We start from the raw sequence: 15,973 nt of genomic DNA, 5'->3' as shown, positions 1-15,973 counted from the left end.
GCGCCACGTTTGGTGAACTCCGCGTGCGCCCTACTCGACGCCCTTGATGAGGGGGTTGTGGAAGGTGGCGCCGAAGACGCGCTCCGACGCTCCCACGCGGTCGAGGTAGGGCGTGAGGCCGCCCATCTGGAACGGGTAGCCTGCGCCGAGGATGAGGCAGAGGTCGATGTCTTCGGCGGCGTGCACCACGTCGTCGTCGAGCATCCGGTGCACCTCGTCGGCGAGCCCGTCTTCGACCCGGCGGAGGATCTCCTCCTCCGTCATGGGCTTCGCGTCGGCCTTCGGCGGCGACACGAGCTTCAGGGCCTGCTTGTCGAAGCCCTTGATCTTGCCCTTGTCGTCGCGGTCGAAGATCTTGCCGTGCTCCGCCAGCTTGTGCAGGTTCTCGCTCTCGAAGAAGCGGTCGGGGAACGCGGCATGGTGCGTGTCGAGCACGTGCGCGCCGACCTTGAGCCCCACCAGCTCGAGCAGCTCGAACGGTGTCATCGGGAGGCCGAAGGGATCCAGCGCGCGGTTCATCACCTCGAACGAGGTGCCGGTGTCGACCGCGTGCATGGCCTCGCCGAGCACCTTCGCCAGGATGCGGTTCACCACGAACCCGGGGGTGTCGCGCGTGATCACGGCGTTCTTCTTCAGCTTCGCCGCCGTGACCATGGCGGTCGACAGCGTGGCGTCATCCGTCGCCGGGGTGTTCACGACCTCGATCAGCGGCATCACCGCCACCGGGTTGAAGAAGTGGAAGCCCACGAGCCGCTCCGGATGCTTCAGCTTCGCGCCGATCTGCTCCACCGAGAGCGATGACGTGTTCGTGGCCAGCACGGCGGTGTCGGAGATGTACTGCTCGACATCGGCGAAGACGTCCTGCTTCACCCCGAGCTCCTCGAACACGGCCTCGATCACCCAGTCGGCGTCGGCGAAGTCGGCCTTGTCGGTGGTGCCGTGGATGAGCGCGTTCAGACGGTTCGACTCGTCGTGCGAGATGCGCCCCTTGGACTCCAGCGTGGCGATCTCGCCACGGATGTAGTCGAGGCCCTTGTCGACGCGCGACTGGTCGAGGTCGGTGATGATCACGGGAACCTGCAGCCGGCGCACGAAGAGCAACGCGAACTGCGATGCCATGAGGCCCGCCCCGATGATGCCCACCTTGGTGACCGGCTTGGCGAGTGCCTTGTCGGGTGCACCGGCGGGCTTCTTGGCCCGCTTCTGCACCAGGTTGAACGCGTAGATCGACGCCCGGAACTGGTCGCCGGCGATGAGCTCGGCCAGCGCCTCGTCTTCCCGGGCGAAGCCCTCCTCGGGCGTGCCCGACTTGGCGGCCTTCAGGAGGTCGAGTGCCTTGTAGGGCGACTTCGCGACCGTGCCGATGCGCGACTCGAGCATCTTGCGGGCGATGGCGATGGCCGCATCCCACTTGACCAGCTTCTCCATCTTGCCGGGCTCGTTGGGGCGCTTCACCTTCACGGCACCGGTGAGCACGCCGTCGGCCCACTTCAACGAGTCCTCGAGGTAGTTGGCCGGGCCGAAGATCGCATCCGCGATGCCGAGGTCGAAGACCTCCTGGCCCTTGAGGGTGCGGTTGTTCTTGAGCGGGTTCTCGATGATGACCTTGAGCGCGTTCTCGATGCCGATGAGGTTCGGCAGCAGGTACGCACCGCCCCAGCCCGGGATGATGCCCAAGAAGACCTCGGGCAGCGCCAGGGCCGGGATCGAGGAGTCGACCGTGCGGTAGTCGGCCGCCAGCGCGACCTCCACACCGCCGCCCAGCGCGAGGCCGTTGATGAAGGCGAACGACGGGACGCCGATCTCCTTCATCGTGCCGAAGGCGTAGTGACCGAGCTGGCCCATGAGCTTCGCCGCGGCCTTGTTCGGGATGTCGCCGACCTTGCTGAGGTCGGCTCCCGCGGCGAGGATGTACGGCTTGCCCGTGACCGCCACCGCGTCGATCTCGCCGGCGGCCGCTCGGGCCTTGAGCGACTCGAGCGTGGCCCGGTACTCGAGCAGGGTGACCGGGCCGAGCGTCGACGGCCGGGTGTGATCGCGCCCGTTGTCGAGCGTGATCAGCGCGAGCGTCTTGCCGCTCGCCAACCGGATGTCGCGCACGGTCGAGTGGGTGACGACCTCGTCATCCGACAGCACCTGGAGCGGGGAGAAGTCGATCGTGGTGTAGTCGGTCATCGTGCCGCCTTCTTGCTCGCCTTGGACGCCTTCGCGTCCCAGTTCGGGTTCTCCCAGATGACGGTTCCGCCCTGACCGAGGCCCACGCACATGGCGGTGAGGCCGTAGCGCACCTCGGGGTGCTGCTCGAACTGGCGGGCCAGCTGGATCATGAGCCGCACGCCCGAGGAGGCGAGTGGATGGCCGATGGCGATCGCTCCGCCGTACTCGTTGACGCGCGGGTCGTCGTCGTCGATGCCGAAGTGGTCGAGGAACGACAGCACCTGCACGGCGAACGCCTCGTTCAGTTCGAACAGGCCGATGTCGTCGATCGAGAGTCCCGCCTTGCGCAGGGCCTTCTCGGTGGAGGGCACCGGGCCGATTCCCATGATCTCGGGCTCGACACCCGCGAACGCGAACGACACCATGCGCATCTTGACGGGCAGGCCGAGCTGCTTCGCCATCGCCTCGCTCGCGATGAGGGAGGCGGTTGCACCGTCGTTGAGACCGGACGAGTTGCCCGCCGTCACCCGGCCGTGCGGCCGGAACGGGGTGCGGAGACCCGCGAGACCCTCGAGGGTGGTCTCGGGACGCGGCGCCTCATCGCGCGTGGCGAGACCCCAGCCCGCTTCGCTGCGGAGAGCGACCGGGATGAGGTCGGCCGGGATGTCTCCCGACTCGTACGCGGCGGCGACCTTCTGCTGGCTGCGCAATGCATACCGGTCGGCGCGCTCCTTGGTGAGCTGCGGGAAGCGATCGTGGATGCGCTCCGCGGTGTTGCCCATGTTCAGCGCCTCGGGGTTCACCAGCTTCTCGGCGAGGAACCGGGGGTTCGGGTCGGCCCCTGAACCCATGGGGTGGTGGCCCATGTGCTCGACGCCGCCCGCGATGGCGAGGTCGTAGGCGCCGAACGCGATGCCGCCGGCCACCGCTGTGACCGCGGTCATGGCGCCCGCGCACATCCGGTCGATGGCGTAGCCGGGAACCGAGAGCGGCAGGCCGGCGAGCAGTGCCGCCGTGCGGCCGAGGGTCAATCCCTGGTCTCCGGTCTGGGTGGTCGCGGCGATGGCGACCTCGTCGATGAGCTCCTTCGGGAGCATGGGGTTGCGCTCGAGCAACCCGATGATCGCTTTGACGACGAGGTCGTCGGCGCGAGTCTGCCAGTACATGCCCTTTTCGCCCGCTCGACCGAACGGCGTACGAACACCGTCCACGAAAACGACTTCAGATCTTTCGGCCACTATGCCTCCTGGAATTGAACCGGATTCGATCCTAGGACGGCTGTCTGAACGGCCGGAATCGTTTGCTTGTTCCTACGACTCGTCTTCTGACGGCGCTTCCGGCTGTTGGAGGGCATCCACAAAGGCCTGCAGGATCGGCTGTGCAGTAAGTTCAATCTGCCACGGCCGGGCACCGAGCGAGCGGAGGGCGTCCGACACCGTCTCGAGACTGAGCGGATCGGGTGCATTCCAGGCCACACGCCGCAGGAAGTCGGGGGTCAGCAGGTTCTCCAGCGGGATCTCGTGCTCCTCGGAGACCGCGGTGAGTGCCGCCCGGGCGTTCTTGAGGCGGGCATCCGCTTCGGGGTTGCGGTCGGACCAGCTGCGCGGAGGGGGGAGCGTATCGGTGGCGCGCCTCTGTACCGGGATGTCGTCGGTCGTGAGAGCGCGTTCGATGGCGGCCCACCAGCGATCCATCTCGGTGCGGCTCGCGCGGCCGGAGAACTGCTTGAGAGCTGCGAGTTCACGTCGGGTGGTGGGCAGGGCCTTCGCCGCCACCAGGAGGGAGGCATCCGGAACCAGGCGCCCCGGAGCGATGTCGGTGGTGCGGGCCAGCTCGTCGCGGGCCAGCCACAATTCACGGGCTGCCGCGAGGTGCCGGTCGGCGCGCAGCGCGCTCACGCCCGTGAGCCGACGCCACGGCTCCGCGAGCGGCGCCTTCTCTTCGCGGGCCACGACCGCGGCGAACTCCTGCGCGGCGATCTCGAGCTTGCCCTTCTCCTGCAGGAGCACCGCCATGGAGTCGCGCAGGTCGATGAGCAGCTCCACGTCGAGGGCGGCGTATTCGAGCCAGGATGCGGGCAGCGGTCGGGTCGACCAGTCGGCAGCCGAGTGCTCCTTGGCGAGATGCACGCCGAGCAGGTCCTCGACCACGGTGCCGAGGCCGACGCGGGGGAGTCCGAGCAGGCGGGCGCCCAGCTCGGTGTCGAACACCGTGACGGGGTCGAGACCGACCTCGCGCAGACAGGCGAGATCTTGGCTGGCCGCGTGCAGCACCCACTCGACATCACCGATCACCTCCTGCAACGGAGCGAACTCGCCGATCGCGGGCGGGTCGAAGAGGAAGGTGCCCGCGCCACGGCGGTAGACCTGGATGAGGTAGGCCCGCTGGGAATAGCGGAAGCCGCTCGCCCGCTCGGCATCGACGGCCACCGGACCGGTGCCGAGCGCCAGCGCCTCGACGGCGTCGTGGAAGTCGTCGACCGTCGTGATGACGGTGCGGACGGGTACATGGGGTAGTTCTGTCAGTTCGTCGTCACTCACGTCGGGCTCGCCTGGTCTGCAACATCGTCACGCCATCGACGACGGGTGGCAGACCGGCCAGCATGCAGAGGAGTTCGCTCCAGCCCTCGACATGGGCCTGGAGGTTGTGGTCTGTGGGTGTCCAGGATGCGCGCAGCTCGATCTGCGCACCGTCTCCCTGGGCGGAGAGCTCGCCGAAACCGGTCGAGATGATCTTCGTGGCCGTGCCGGACGCGTTCGTGTAGTTGGCGCCGCGCGCATCCAGGGCATCCACGAGCCACGACCAGGCGACATCCGCCAAGAACGGATCGAGCCCGATCTCGGTCTCCAGCGGCGCTTGTGCGAAGCACACCACCCGGAACTCGCCGCCCCAGGCGTCGGGTTCGTCGGCGTCGTGCAACAGGATGAAACGCCCTGTGCCGAGTTCGGAGTCGGCGCCGTGCCGGGCCGGGTTCACATCGGCCGCGAGAGCGACCGCGTGGGGAGCGAGATTCGCGGGGGCGGGGATCTCATGGACGACGAGTTCCTCGCGCGTGTCGGCGCGCCGCAGCGAATCGAGTGCTGCGCCGAACGCCGCCGGGATGTCCGGGGTGAAGGGGGAATCGGCCACGTCTGCAGACTAGAGTTCTTTCGTCCCCCCACGGCGAAGGCACGCCGCACGGGGAGGCAGCAACTGTTCGCCTCCGTCGCCCGGTGCATCCGGGGGCGGGGCAGGTCGAGGGCGGTGGGTATGAGTCCGAAATCAGCCGATCCGGCACGGGTGCCGGCCTGGGCCGTGCTGGCCATCGTCGCGGGCGGAGCGGCCACCGTGCTCACCGCGGGTGCCGCGGTCGTGGCGGCCTACATGTCGCGCGCCATCGTCACCCCGTCGCTGCCCGAAGACGACGTGCGCATCCTCGGCGTGAGCCGCGACGCCGCATCAGGCGTCGACGTCGTGATGCTCACGGTGACGGCCGACTCCATCCTCCCGGGCAACTACAGCCTCCGGTTCAGCGGCGACACGGGTCATGCGCGGATGGGCGACGTGCTGACGGTGACCGACGGCGTCGTGCGCCGCATCCTCATCTCCGTCGACTACGGCGATCTGAACGCGGCTAAGGCCGGCCGGATCAGCGGATGGTTCTACATCCACCCGCGCGAACTCGGGGTTCCGGTCGACGAGGTGGAGGTGTTCACTCCGGTCGGGCCGGCACCGGCGTGGTACGTGCCCGCGGTCGATCCGGCGTCCACGAAGTGGGTGGTCCAGGTTCACGGCCGCGGGGTGCGCCGGGGCGAGACCATCCGCAGTGTGCCCGTCTTCCGCGAGCACGGCTACCACTCGCTTCTCGTGTCGTACCGCAACGATGGCGAGGCGCCGCGCTCCTCCGACGGCAAGTACGCACTCGGCGACACCGAATGGCAGGACATCGACGCCGCCCTCACGTACGCCGTCGACCACGGTGCCACCGACATCGTGCTCATGGGCTGGTCGATGGGTGGGGCGATCGCGCTGCAGGCGATGGGGCGCGCGGTGCACCGCGACCGCATCCGCGCCATCGCGCTCGACTCACCCGCGATCGACTGGCTCGACATCCTGCGCTATCAGGGCCGGGTGCGCCACGTGCCGGAGCTCGTGGGCGATGCGGCGTTCGCCACGATCTCGCACGCGTGGGGCAAACCTGTGACGGGGCAGGACCAGCCGGTCGACCTCGAGCGCCTCGACTTCGTGAAGCGCTCCGACGAGGTGAACGTGCCGATTCTGCTGATGCACTCCGACGACGACGGCTATGTGCCGTCGGCCGGCTCGCACAAGCTGGCAGAAGCGCGCCCCGACCTCGTGACGTTCGTGCCGTTCCAGGTGGCGCGGCATACGAAGCTCTGGAACTACGACCGCGCGAGATGGAACGCCGCGATCGGCGACTGGCTCTCGGCAAACGGCCTGTGAGTCAGGTGGTCAGCCGCTCGCGGATCTGACGCTTGGTGCGCCCGAGGAGGGCCGTCATGCCCCGGATGCGCAGCGGGGAGACCGCCTGCGTGAGACCGAGCGTGTTCGGGAAGTCGTCGGGGATGCCCAGCACCTCATCGACGGTGAGGCCATCGATGCCCTGCACGAGGATCGACGCGAAGCCGCGCGTCGTCGGCGCCTCCTTGGGGGCTGTGGCGTAGAGGTGCACGGTATCGCCGTCGAGCTCAACGAAGATGAAGACCGGCGACTGGCACTCGACGACCCGTTCGAACAGGTCGGGATGCTCCTGGTAGCGCTCGGGGAGTTCGGGCAGCTCGTTCGAGAACTCGAGAAGCATCTCGAGCCGCTCTCGCTGCTCCAGCGCGAGGAAGTCGTCGCGGATCTCCGCCAGGGCGGCGGGAAGAGTTGATTCGGTCATCTCCTCCAGTATCCCTCAGCGCGAAGGCACCGCGCCCGGCTCCGACCCCGTGACGATCGGCACGCGCACCGCGCTGCCCCACTCGGTCCAGGAGCCGTCGTAGTTGCGCACGTTCTCGAAGCCGAGGAGGTGGGTGAGAACGAACCAGGTGTGGCTCGATCGCTCGCCGATGCGGCAGTAGGCGATCACGGGCTCGCCCTCCGCGAGGCCGGCACCGTCGCGGTAGATCGCGTCGAGCTCGGCCACGGGCTTGAAGGTGCCGTCATCCGCCGCGGCCTTCGCCCACGGGACGTTCGCGGCGCTCGGGATGTGGCCGGCACGCAGCGCGCCCTCCTCCGGGTAGGCCGGGGCCGTCGTGCGCTCTCCGCTGTACTCCTCGGGGGAGCGCACGTCGATGAGTGGATGGCCGAGGTGCGCGAGCACGTCGTCTTTGAAGGCGCGGATCTCGGCATCGTGGCGCTCCACGACCGGGTAGTCCACCGCATCCGGAGCCGGACGGTCGGTGGTGATCGGCCGGCCCTCGGCGATCCACTTGTCACGGCCGCCGTCGAGCAGGCGAACGTCGTCGTGGCCGAAGAGGGTGAAGACCCAGAGGGCGTAGGCCGCCCACCAGTTGTTCTTGTCGCCGTAGATGACCACGGTGGAGTCGCGGGAGATACCCTTGCCGCCGACCAGGGCGGCGAAGCCGGCACCGTCGATGTAGTCGCGCTCGACCGGGTCGTTGAGGTCGGTGTGCCAGTCGATCTTCACCGATCCGGGGATGTGCCCGGTCTCGTAGAGCAGCACGTCTTCATCCGATTCCACCACCACGAGACCGGGTCGGCCCAGATGGGCTTCCAGCCAGTCGCCTGACACCAGGCGTTCCGGGTGCGCGTATCCGGTGAACTTCTCCGAGGGATCGGTCTCGACTGTCATCTCACAACCTCCAGTTAGGGTAGGTACAACCCCCAGATGAATCTATGTCTTCCCGACTCCCCGCTGCACACGGCGGGTCACTTATCGACACACAGGACGTCTCCAGATGACTGATGAGCGGCAGGCTGTCGCCCCGCGCTTGACGGAGCGCGTCCCTTCGATGTCGGCAGCGGAGCTCGCCGCCACCCTGGTGCCGCCGCGCCAGTTCGACACCGCGTCGTTCGAGAGCTATCGGCCCGACACCGACTACCCCTCGCAGAGCGAAGCTCTGGAGAAGATCCGTGCGTTCTCGGAGTCGTGGAAGCCCGTCAAGGCGGCAGGCCTGTTCGGCCGGAGCAAGAAGGCGCCGGCCGCCAAGCCCGGCATCTACCTCGACGGTGGCTTCGGCGTGGGAAAGACGCACCTGCTCGCCGCGCTCTGGCACGCCGCTCCCGGGCCGAAGTACTTCGGCACGTTCATCGAGTACACCGCCCTCATCGGCGCACTCGGCTACACCGGTGCCGTGCAGCTGTTCACGGGCGCCAAGTTCATCGCCATCGACGAGTTCGAGCTCGACGATCCGGGCGACACCATGCTGATGACGCGTTTTCTCGGTGAGCTCGTGGCCAAGGGCACCCGTCTGGCGGCCACCTCGAACACGCCGCCGAACGCGCTCGGCGAAGGCCGCTTCGCCGCCAGCGACTTCCTGCGCGAGATCCAGGCCATCGCCGACCGCTTCGACATCATGCGCATCGACGGGCTCGACTACCGCCGGCGCGACATCGAGGGGCACGCCGCATCCTTCGGTGACGACGAGGCAGCGCTGGTCGCCGCCGTCGAGGCCCGCGTCGCGGCGGGGGAGCGCATCACGTTCGACGATTTCGGCGAGCTCGTGCACCACCTCAGCACGATTCATCCGTCACGCTTCGTGAAACTCGTCGAGGGAGTCGACGCCATCGCCATCAGCCACGTCACGCCGCTCACCGGGCAGGCGGATGCGCTGCGGCTCGTGGCCTTCATCGACCGGGTCTACGACGCGCAGATCAGCATCCTCTCCTCCGGCACCTCGTTCGACGAGGTGTTCGCGGGCGACATGATGAACGGCGGATACCGCAAGAAGTACCTGCGCGCCGTCTCGCGGCTGATCGCCTCCGCCACCCTCTGACGGGGCTGGATTTTTCTTCCCGGATTCCGGGGAGCCGGAAACACACTGTTTACACAAGGCCGTGGCGTGTAACACGACGTACACAAACTACGTCGCCCCACGAAACCTCTCTTCGACAGACTTCCCCTGCCTGCAATTGCGCCTTCGGCCCCGTGCTAGCCGACAGCAACACAGCAGTTCCGGAAGTACCCGCCAGCACGTTATAGAGAGGTAACCATTTCACGATGGAAGAAGTAACACTCAACCTGAACTCGCTGTGGCTCATGGTCGCAGCGGCACTCGTCCTTCTGATGACACCAGGCGTCGCCTTCTTCTACGGTGGCATGGTCAAGGCGAAGTCGGTCATCAGCATGATGATGATGAGCTTCGGCGCCATGGGTCTCGTGGGCGTGCTGTGGGTCATCTACGGCTACGGGATGGCCTTCGGAACCCCGCTCATCCCTGGCCTGCTCGGAAACCCGTTCGACGGCCTCATCGGACTCGGCAGCCTGCTGGGCATCGATGACACCGGCGCGATGAGCCCCGACCTGAACGGGCTCGCGTTCGCGGGCTTCCAGGCCACCTTCGCGATCATCACCGTCGCCCTGATCTCCGGTGCGATCGCGGATCGCGCCAAGTTCGGCGCGTGGATGGTCTTCGCGGGCGTGTGGGTCACCGTCGTCTACTTCCCCGTCGCGTTCTGGGTGTTCAACCTCGCTGAGGGCTGGGCTCCGGTCTGGGGCGTCAACGACTTCGCCGGTGGAACCGCGGTGCACATCAACGCCGGTGCCGCAGGTCTTGCGCTGGCGCTGGTGCTCGGAAAGCGCGTCGGGTTCCAGAAGGGCATCCAGAAGCCGCACAACGTTCCGCTCACCCTCCTCGGCGCTGCGCTGCTGTGGTTCGGCTGGTTCGGCTTCAACGCCGGCTCCGAGGCTGCAGTCGACGGTGTCGCTGCGATCGCCTGGATCAACACCCTCGCCGCTCCCGCCGCCGGTATCCTCGGCTGGCTCATCATCGAGAAGATCAAGGACGGCAAGCCCACCTCGATCGGTGCCGCATCCGGTGCTGTCGCGGGCCTCGTCGCCATCACCCCGGCCTGTAACATCCTGGCCCCCGGGTGGGCGATCCTCCTCGGCGTCATCGCCGGTGCCGTCTGTGCCCTGGCGATCGAGCTCAAGTTCAAGCTCGGCTTCGACGACTCGCTCGACGTCGTGGGAATCCACCTCGTCGGCGGCATCATCGGAACGCTGTACATCGGTCTCTTCGGTGCCGGTATCGGCCTCCTCGACACCGGTTCGCTCGAGCAGCTCGGCAAGCAGGCCGCTGCGGCCGGCGTCGTGCTGGTCTACTCCTTCGTTCTCGCGTTCGTCATCGGCTGGATCATCCAGAAGACGATGGGCTTCCGCATCAAGAACGAAGACGAGGTCGCCGGTGTCGACACCGTCGTCCACGGCGAAGAGGGCTACGTGCTCGAGACCGTCTAGGTCTTTCGTCTCCAGACACTGAGCGGGGCGTCATCCTTCGGGATGGCGCCCCGCTTCGTCGTGCGCGCGGCGGGCGAGCTGGGTGGCGCCCACGACCGCTGCGGGCATCACGAAGACGGCGCCGAGCGGGATGAGGAAGAGCAGGTACGTGGCCACGCCGAAGCCGAGGGTGCGGGACCGGCGGGCGTCGAGCATCCGGCGTCGGCCCCTCAGGGGCACGCCTCGGGCGTCGAACGCGAAGCCCGTGAGTTCGAGCGAGAGCACCCAGCCGCCGAAGAGCGCGGCGAGCACGGGCGAGGCGACCTGCCCCACGACGGGTACGAGACCCACCACGAAGAGCAGCAGGCCGATCACGATCGTGAGGGCCAGGATGCGCGCTCCGGTCACGATTCCGCGCCACAGCAGCTTCCAGAACCCGCCCTGAGGCTCCGGAGGGGCGTCACCGAGCCGCTCCTCGGTGGTCCGCCAGATGCGCTCGTAGAAGATGTCGCCCACGGCCAGGGTGATGGCGGTGAAGGTGAAGACGATCACGAGAAGCGCGACGGCCACGAGAGCGAGGGCGGCGGAGACCCTCGTGAGGGTGCGCCACGGTTCGGGCCAGTGATCGGCGAACGGGGTGATCCACTCGGCGAGGCCGGGGGAGTTCACGGCGAGCACCACGAAGCCGGCGGTGTAGACGAGGGCGACGATGAGCGCGGGGAGGGCGCCGGTGAGCATCAGCCGCGGGCTGGTCGACCAGGTGGCGAGCCCGCGGCCCAGGAGGCCGACGCCGGTGAAGAAGTCCCTGATCATTCCGCGATCGTAGCGGGCGGCGCCGACGGAGAACCCCGTGTTCGCGGCGCACGAAGAGCCGTACGGGCGGATGCCTCCTAGGCTGGCGCCGTGAACCGCGACCGCATCCTCTCCCTCGCCCTGATCCTCCTCGGAGCCGTGCTGCTCGTCGTGGCGCTCGTTCTCGACCTGAATGGCGGCCCGTCGTGGCTGCACTTCTTCACGTGGATCGGCGGCGGCCTCACGGGCTACGGCATCGTTCTGCTCGCCCGCTCGGGCCCGAGCAACAAGCCCACCGCCTGACGCTAGGCAGCATCAGACACCGACGGCAGCCGCAGAGACGGCGTCGTCACTGACCTAGTGGCGCTCGTCTTCGATGCCGCGGGCACGGACAAGGCTGTCGTCTCCCGGCCTGTAGCCGGTCACGGTGGGAGATTGGAGTACAGGTCGTCCTCGGTGCGGTCGAGGCGTGCGAGCATCTGCTGGAGGATGTACTCGACCGGAGCGCGCATCCCATCGTCTCGCTGCTCGGAAACCGGTACGAGCTCGCTGAAACTCACCCAGATCTGCCGGGAACCGACGTCGCACAGCTCTGCGGCCGTGAGTTCGGCGCCCCCGAAGGTGTCACCGGGGACATACATGCAGGAGTGGTCTCCGATCATGCTGTCGACCTCGTCGATGTCCTCGGTCTTCCCGTCGAACGTGCGGATGGTGATGAGGCCGTACCCGCCGCCGTCCGTCGGGTGCTCGATCCGGAACTGACAGACCGCACCGTTCGCCGACGTTGTGACCTCGCCCTGACCGAGCACGAGGGGCGGTGCCAGTGCTACCGTCTCCGCCCTCGGCTGGTCCAGCACCTCGCAGACGCGCGGGCCGAGCATGGCTTCCACGGCGTCATCCTCGCTGGCGAAGTACTCCGAACCGGTCCAGGCTCCGGTGCCCGAGCTGTCCGAAACCCCCTGATCCGAGGCGGCCTCGTCGGCGGCGGGTGGTTCCTGCTCGCGCGGCGTCGACGAGTCGTCGGTCTGCGTCACGCCGGTGTCTTCGGCGGGGGTGCTGCCGACCGTCGCCGAGCATGACGTCAATCCGGCCGCCAAGGCACAGACCAGCGTGACGATCGCGAGTCTTCGCACAGACGATCCGGCGGTGGGCATGTCCACATGCTAGTGCGCGGCCCCGTCGCGCTTCGCCGCATCCGCACAATGCCGCATCCGCACAATGAATGAGAAGAGCCCCGCAGTATTCTGCGGGGCTCTTGCAGTGGGCGATACCGGACTCGAACCGATGACCTCTTCCGTGTGAAGGAAGCGCGCTACCAACTGCGCCAATCGCCCGGGGGCAGTTATAGATACTAGTGGACGCGGAGGGGTGCCGCGAACACGACGCTTCGACGCAGAGAATTCTTCTCGGCGTGGTTGACACGCCGCGTATCCGGTGAATTCCCGGGAGTGCGTCACCCGGTTTGGCGAACGGGAAAAGAATCGGGTAGTGTCTCTTCCGCACGCAGAAATGCGAGCAAATGCGGATGTGGCGCAGTGGTAGCGCATAACCTTGCCAAGGTTAGGGTCGCGAGTTCGAATCTCGTCATCCGCTCGAGTGAAGTTACTCGGGTGTGGGAGTTGTAGAAGCTTCCATGCACGATGCACCAACTGGGTGGCGTGGCCGAGAGGCGAGGCAGCGGCCTGCAAAGCCGTCCACACGGGTTCAAATCCCGTCGCCACCTCCACTCCGAAGAAACACCATTGGGCGATTGGCGCAGCGGTAGCGCGCTTCCCTGACACGGAAGAGGTCACTGGTTCGATCCCAGTATCGCCCACTTGAATGAAGGCCAGGATGCTCTCCTGGCCTTTGTCGTTTCCCCCCGGAGTCGACCTGGTACGAGAGGTGAACGGAATGACTGAGAGCCGGATTTTCGAGCCGGACGGACGCGCGATCGTCTTCGCCGCCGAAGGTGCAGGCCCGAACCTCGTCCTGGTGGCCGACCGCGGGGCCGGCATCGAGTCGCTGGCGGCGCTCGCCCACTCCGTCTCCACGGAGGACTTCCAGGTGGTGCGGGTCGCAACCGCCGAGGCCCAGGATGTCATCGACCTGCTCGATGAGCTCGAGATCGCCGACGCCTGGATCGGCGGGCACGGTGCCGGAGGCTCCGTCGCACGCGCGGTCGCGCTCGAACAGCACGACCGCGTCAACGGTCTGCTCCTGCTCGGCGTCGAGGCCGACGCCCCGGCACTCGCCACGGGCCTCCCCGTGCTGGTCGTCCAGTCGAGCGACGACGACGTCACCCCGCCGGCGAACGGCGAGGCCCTGCGCGACGGAGCCCCCGCCCAGGTGAGCGTCGTCACGATCGAGGGCGGGGGACACCGCTTCCCCGCGACACGTATCGGTGAGACATCCTGGGCCATCGAGGACTACCTCGACTGGGACTGACTTCCCGACCGTTCCAAAACGGGAGTTGAGTGGGGGACATGTACCCCTACGAGTCGGTGTCGCTGTGGCAAGACGGGCGAGCATCCGCCCCCTCCCAGGAGTTCGTCGAAGGCGGGCGGTTCGATGACGTCGTCGTCGGTGGCGGGATCACCGGCCTCAGCACGGCCCTGATGCTCGCGCGAGCGGGTCGCGCGGTTGCGGTGGTGGAGGCCGCCGAGATCGGGGCGCTGGCGAGCGGCAACACCACCGGCAAGGTGTCGTTGCTGCAGGGGAGCCGCCTCTCGACGATCCGGGCGCACCACTCCAAGCGGGTCGTGAAGGCCTACGTCGAGAGCAATCGCGACGCTCAGGAATGGCTGCTGGGCTTCTGCGACGCCGCAGGAGTGGCCGTGCAGCACCGCACCGCATACAGCTACGCCCAGACGGATGCCTCCTCCGCAGCCGATGCGGTCGAAGCCGAGTATCGTGCCGCCCGCGAGGCGGGTCTCGCCGTCGGCCTGGTCGAAGGCGGTCGCGACGTCGAGACCGCCTTCCCGTTCGCGTACGGCGTCGCCCTGCCCGATCAGGTGCAACTCGACGCCATGGATGCCCTCGACGCCCTCGCCGTCGCCTTCGTGGGAGCGGGTGGCACCATCTACGAGCGCACCCGCGTCACGGGAGTGGCCGCATCCGCACCGTGTCGGGTCACCACCACCCGCGGCGAGCTCCTGGGTTCGAACGTCGTGCTCGCAACGGCGACGCCCATCCTCGATCGTGGCCTCTATTTCGCGAAGACCCACGGCCTGCGCTCGTACGCCCTGGCGTTCGAGGTTCCGGATGCGGCCTCCCGCCTGCCTGACGGAATGTACCTCTCGATCGGCGACCCCGGCGAGCGCACCCGCTCCGTGCGCACCGCCCCCTTCCGAGGGGGAGAACTCCTCGTCGTGGGCGGCAACGGTCATCCCGTCGGGAGGGCGGGCGACTTCGGTGAGCGGTCGAGGGTCGACGACCTGATCGACTGGACCTCAAGCGTCTACCCGGATGCCCGCCCCACCCACTCGTGGTCGGCCCAGGACTACGAGTCGCACAACCTCATCCCGTTCGTCGGCGCGCTTCCGCGCGGCCGCGGGCGTGTCTACCTCGCCACCGGCTTCGCGAAGTGGGGTCTCACCAACGGGGTGGCCGCCGCCCTCCGTCTGCGCGACGAGATCATGGGCGTCGACCGGGCCGACCGCCGGCACTGGCACCGGGTGCTCGGCACCCGCCTGACGAAGCCCGCCGATCTCGGCCGGGGTTCGCGAGAGGGCGCGATCGTGGGTGCCGAGTTGGCGAAAGGCTGGCTGGGCGCCGAACGCAACCCTGTGCCCGTTCCCAGGCCGGCCGAGGGAGAAGGGGTCATCGCCGCCGCCCGCCGCGGCCCCGTCGGCATCTCGACGGTCGACGGGCGCACCTGCGCCGTGCGTGCGGTCTGCCCGCACCTCGGCGGGGTTCTCGCCTGGAACGATGCCGATCGCACCTGGGACTGCCCCTTGCACGCCTCCCGCTTCACCTCCGGCGGCGTGCGCATCGAGGGCCCCGCGGTGACGAACCTCACGGAACTGCCGAGAACCCCTCGACGGTGACCGAACCCGTCGGGTAGCCTCGTGCCATCGACGAGCAGGGGGCTTCGACGTGACACGTTCAGACGGCGACGACCGGGTGAGTGCGGCCGGGAGACCCAACGTCGTGGTGGGCCTGCTCCCGTTCGCGGGCGTCGTGCTCTTCATCGTCGCCATGATCGTCGTGGTGGCCACGAGCGGCACCACCGATCTGCTGCAGAACGCCACCATGATGGCCGTGCTCTTCCTCGTGGGCTCATCGGCCATCGGAAATGGGATCGCACACCTCTTCTTCGGGCCCACGATCGCCCGCTCGATCGGCTGGCAGCCCGGCCCCTTCCAGTTCGAGGTGGGCGCCGCCAACCTCGGCATCGGGATCGCCGGTGTCGTGGTGGGCGCGTTCTTCGGCCCGGATGCGTGGCTCGGCGTGATCATCGTCGACCTGGTGTTCCTCGTGCTGGCCGGCGCGGGGCACATCCGCGAGATCGTCAAGGAGCGCAACCTCTCCATCAACAACGCCGGCCCCATCCTGGTTCTCGACTTCGTGCTGCCGCTGTTCACGCTCGCTCTCTGGATCTGGCTCGCGGCATCCTGAGCCCTCCGGCCGCGCCGGTAGAGTTGTAGCGTTCGGCAAGAC

The 15,973-nt window shown here is 67.9% G+C and carries 15 protein-coding genes and 4 tRNA genes; 10 read left to right on the top strand and 9 right to left on the bottom strand.

Features of this window, described 5'->3' with window-relative positions; all coding sequences use genetic code 11:
* Positions 1–30 precede the first annotated feature (30 nt).
* The 4 genes from EPO52_RS17140 to EPO52_RS17125 all read right to left on the bottom strand — a co-directional run bounded on the left by EPO52_RS17140 (position 31) and on the right by EPO52_RS17125 (position 5,286).
* On the bottom strand, positions 31–2,175 hold the full coding sequence (locus tag EPO52_RS17140) for a 3-hydroxyacyl-CoA dehydrogenase NAD-binding domain-containing protein (protein WP_290809007.1): 2,145 nt from the start codon (positions 2,173–2,175) through the stop codon (positions 31–33).
* Complete coding sequence (locus EPO52_RS17135; RefSeq protein ID WP_290809005.1) at positions 2,172–3,395, bottom strand: thiolase family protein; 1,224 nt, start codon at positions 3,393–3,395, stop codon at positions 2,172–2,174. The genes EPO52_RS17140 and EPO52_RS17135 overlap by 4 nt, the downstream gene beginning before the upstream one ends.
* A gap of 72 nt (positions 3,396–3,467) precedes the next feature.
* The gene (locus tag EPO52_RS17130; protein WP_290809003.1) at positions 3,468–4,697 is read right to left on the bottom strand and encodes an HRDC domain-containing protein; all 1,230 of its coding nucleotides are present in this window, start codon (positions 4,695–4,697) and stop codon (positions 3,468–3,470) included.
* Positions 4,690–5,286, bottom strand: a complete 597-nt coding sequence (locus EPO52_RS17125; RefSeq protein ID WP_290809001.1) for a DUF3000 domain-containing protein — start codon at positions 5,284–5,286, stop codon at positions 4,690–4,692. Before EPO52_RS17125 ends, EPO52_RS17130 begins: the two co-directional genes overlap by 8 nt.
* Positions 5,287–5,406: 120 nt before the next feature.
* Here EPO52_RS17125 and EPO52_RS17120 point away from each other — a divergent pair, with 120 nt between their 5' ends.
* Positions 5,407–6,600 (top strand): alpha/beta fold hydrolase, encoded by a 1,194-nt coding sequence (locus EPO52_RS17120; protein WP_290808999.1) that lies wholly within the window; start codon positions 5,407–5,409, stop codon positions 6,598–6,600.
* A gap of 1 nt (position 6,601) precedes the next feature.
* On the opposite strand, the gene EPO52_RS17115 is transcribed toward EPO52_RS17120, so the two are convergent.
* Together EPO52_RS17115 and EPO52_RS17110 are read right to left on the bottom strand one after the other, a co-directional pair.
* Positions 6,602–7,039, bottom strand: coding sequence for a SufE family protein (locus EPO52_RS17115; protein WP_290808997.1), 438 nt, complete (start codon positions 7,037–7,039; stop codon positions 6,602–6,604).
* Positions 7,040–7,054: 15 nt separating this feature from the next.
* Positions 7,055–7,954: a sulfurtransferase gene (locus tag EPO52_RS17110; protein WP_290808995.1), complete on the bottom strand. Its 900-nt coding sequence runs from the start codon at positions 7,952–7,954 to the stop codon at positions 7,055–7,057.
* A gap of 106 nt (positions 7,955–8,060) precedes the next feature.
* Between EPO52_RS17110 and zapE the strand changes: the two genes are divergently transcribed.
* Positions 8,061–9,098: a cell division protein ZapE gene (zapE, locus tag EPO52_RS17105; RefSeq protein ID WP_290808993.1), complete on the top strand. Its 1,038-nt coding sequence runs from the start codon at positions 8,061–8,063 to the stop codon at positions 9,096–9,098.
* Between the two features lie 224 nt (positions 9,099–9,322).
* A complete protein-coding gene (locus EPO52_RS17100; RefSeq protein WP_290808991.1) occupies positions 9,323–10,561 on the top strand; it encodes an ammonium transporter in 1,239 nt (412 codons plus the stop codon).
* A 30-nt stretch (positions 10,562–10,591) separates the two neighbouring features.
* Here EPO52_RS17100 and EPO52_RS17095 read toward each other — a convergent pair whose 3' ends face one another.
* Positions 10,592–11,353, bottom strand: coding sequence for an EI24 domain-containing protein (locus EPO52_RS17095; RefSeq protein WP_290808989.1), 762 nt, complete (start codon positions 11,351–11,353; stop codon positions 10,592–10,594).
* A 90-nt stretch (positions 11,354–11,443) separates the two neighbouring features.
* Here EPO52_RS17095 and EPO52_RS17090 point away from each other — a divergent pair, with 90 nt between their 5' ends.
* A complete protein-coding gene (locus tag EPO52_RS17090) occupies positions 11,444–11,635 on the top strand; it encodes a hypothetical protein (protein ID WP_290808987.1) in 192 nt (63 codons plus the stop codon).
* 119 nt (positions 11,636–11,754) lie between these two features.
* On the opposite strand, the gene EPO52_RS17085 is transcribed toward EPO52_RS17090, so the two are convergent.
* Positions 11,755–12,486 (bottom strand): hypothetical protein, encoded by a 732-nt coding sequence (locus EPO52_RS17085; RefSeq protein ID WP_290808985.1) that lies wholly within the window; start codon positions 12,484–12,486, stop codon positions 11,755–11,757.
* A 107-nt stretch (positions 12,487–12,593) separates the two neighbouring features.
* Positions 12,594–12,666, bottom strand: a tRNA-Val gene (locus EPO52_RS17080).
* 187 nt (positions 12,667–12,853) lie between these two features.
* On the opposite strand from EPO52_RS17080, the gene EPO52_RS17075 reads away from it, so the two are divergent.
* From EPO52_RS17075 to EPO52_RS17050, 6 genes are all read left to right on the top strand, one after another.
* Positions 12,854–12,925, top strand: a tRNA-Gly gene (locus EPO52_RS17075).
* Between the two features lie 59 nt (positions 12,926–12,984).
* Positions 12,985–13,058 (top strand) — tRNA-Cys (locus tag EPO52_RS17070).
* Positions 13,059–13,076: 18 nt separating this feature from the next.
* Positions 13,077–13,148, top strand: a tRNA-Val gene (locus EPO52_RS17065).
* A gap of 77 nt (positions 13,149–13,225) precedes the next feature.
* Positions 13,226–13,759, top strand: coding sequence for an alpha/beta hydrolase (locus EPO52_RS17060; protein ID WP_290808983.1), 534 nt, complete (start codon positions 13,226–13,228; stop codon positions 13,757–13,759).
* Between the two features lie 38 nt (positions 13,760–13,797).
* Positions 13,798–15,360, top strand: a complete 1,563-nt coding sequence (locus EPO52_RS17055; protein WP_290808981.1) for an FAD-dependent oxidoreductase — start codon at positions 13,798–13,800, stop codon at positions 15,358–15,360.
* Positions 15,361–15,409: 49 nt separating this feature from the next.
* Positions 15,410–15,931 carry a DUF6790 family protein gene (locus EPO52_RS17050; RefSeq protein WP_290808979.1) on the top strand — a complete coding sequence of 174 codons (522 nt, stop codon included), beginning with the start codon at positions 15,410–15,412 and terminating at the stop codon, positions 15,929–15,931.
* The last annotated feature ends 42 nt before the right edge of the window (positions 15,932–15,973 follow it).

It is taken from the genome of Herbiconiux sp., from assembly GCF_004297105.1.
In the GTDB taxonomy this organism is placed as follows: domain Bacteria; phylum Actinomycetota; class Actinomycetes; order Actinomycetales; family Microbacteriaceae; genus Herbiconiux.
This window is presented reverse-complemented; position numbering and strand designations above follow the sequence as displayed.

Bases quoted from the DNA above. Each gene is read 5' to 3' on its own strand.
- EPO52_RS17140 (WP_290809007.1), bottom strand. From the start codon at position 2,175: ATGACCGACTACACCACGATCGACTTCTCCCCGCTCCAGGTGCTGTCG.
- EPO52_RS17120 (WP_290808999.1), top strand. From the start codon at position 5,407: ATGAGTCCGAAATCAGCCGATCCGGCACGGGTGCCGGCCTGGGCCGTG.
- EPO52_RS17115 (WP_290808997.1), bottom strand. From the start codon at position 7,039: ATGACCGAATCAACTCTTCCCGCCGCCCTGGCGGAGATCCGCGACGAC.
- EPO52_RS17110 (WP_290808995.1), bottom strand. From the start codon at position 7,954: ATGACAGTCGAGACCGATCCCTCGGAGAAGTTCACCGGATACGCGCAC.
- zapE (WP_290808993.1), top strand. From the start codon at position 8,061: ATGACTGATGAGCGGCAGGCTGTCGCCCCGCGCTTGACGGAGCGCGTC.
- EPO52_RS17100 (WP_290808991.1), top strand. From the start codon at position 9,323: ATGGAAGAAGTAACACTCAACCTGAACTCGCTGTGGCTCATGGTCGCA.
- EPO52_RS17095 (WP_290808989.1), bottom strand. From the start codon at position 11,353: ATGATCAGGGACTTCTTCACCGGCGTCGGCCTCCTGGGCCGCGGGCTC.
- EPO52_RS17085 (WP_290808985.1), bottom strand. From the start codon at position 12,486: ATGCCCACCGCCGGATCGTCTGTGCGAAGACTCGCGATCGTCACGCTG.
- EPO52_RS17060 (WP_290808983.1), top strand. From the start codon at position 13,226: ATGACTGAGAGCCGGATTTTCGAGCCGGACGGACGCGCGATCGTCTTC.
- EPO52_RS17055 (WP_290808981.1), top strand. From the start codon at position 13,798: ATGTACCCCTACGAGTCGGTGTCGCTGTGGCAAGACGGGCGAGCATCC.